Here is a 289-nt window from a genome sequence, read left to right as displayed (position 1 = left end):
GCGCGATCTGGCCAGTGAAGCGGCAATGAGCGAGCGCACCTTTCTGCGGCGCTTCACCGAAGCCAGCGGCCAATCGCCCAAGGCGTGGCTGCAGCATGAACGCCTGGCGCGGCCGCGAGAACTACTGGAGAGCACCCACCAACACACCGAGCAGATCGCCCAACGCTGCGGCTATCGTTCGGTGGAGAGCTTTCGTGTGGCGTTTCGCAGCGTGGTGGGCGTACCGCCATCGGTTTATCGGGAGCGGTTTGGGCGAACCGGCGATCTATCGCTGCATCCCGCAACGTTG

Annotated in this window: 1 protein-coding gene; it reads left to right on the top strand. The window is 64.4% G+C overall.

What is annotated here, in order from left to right; translation table 11 throughout:
* Positions 1–7 precede the first annotated feature (7 nt).
* Positions 8–289, top strand: a 282-nt coding sequence (locus EN804_RS36525) for a helix-turn-helix domain-containing protein (RefSeq protein ID WP_281407941.1), incomplete at its 3' end; no start/stop codon positions are given.

The sequence above is a fragment of the Mesorhizobium sp. M8A.F.Ca.ET.161.01.1.1 genome, assembly GCF_004792105.1.
Classification (GTDB): Bacteria; Pseudomonadota; Alphaproteobacteria; order Rhizobiales; family Rhizobiaceae; genus Mesorhizobium.
The sequence above is the reverse complement of the archived record's forward strand: the minus strand, read 5'-3'. Positions and strand labels throughout refer to the sequence as shown.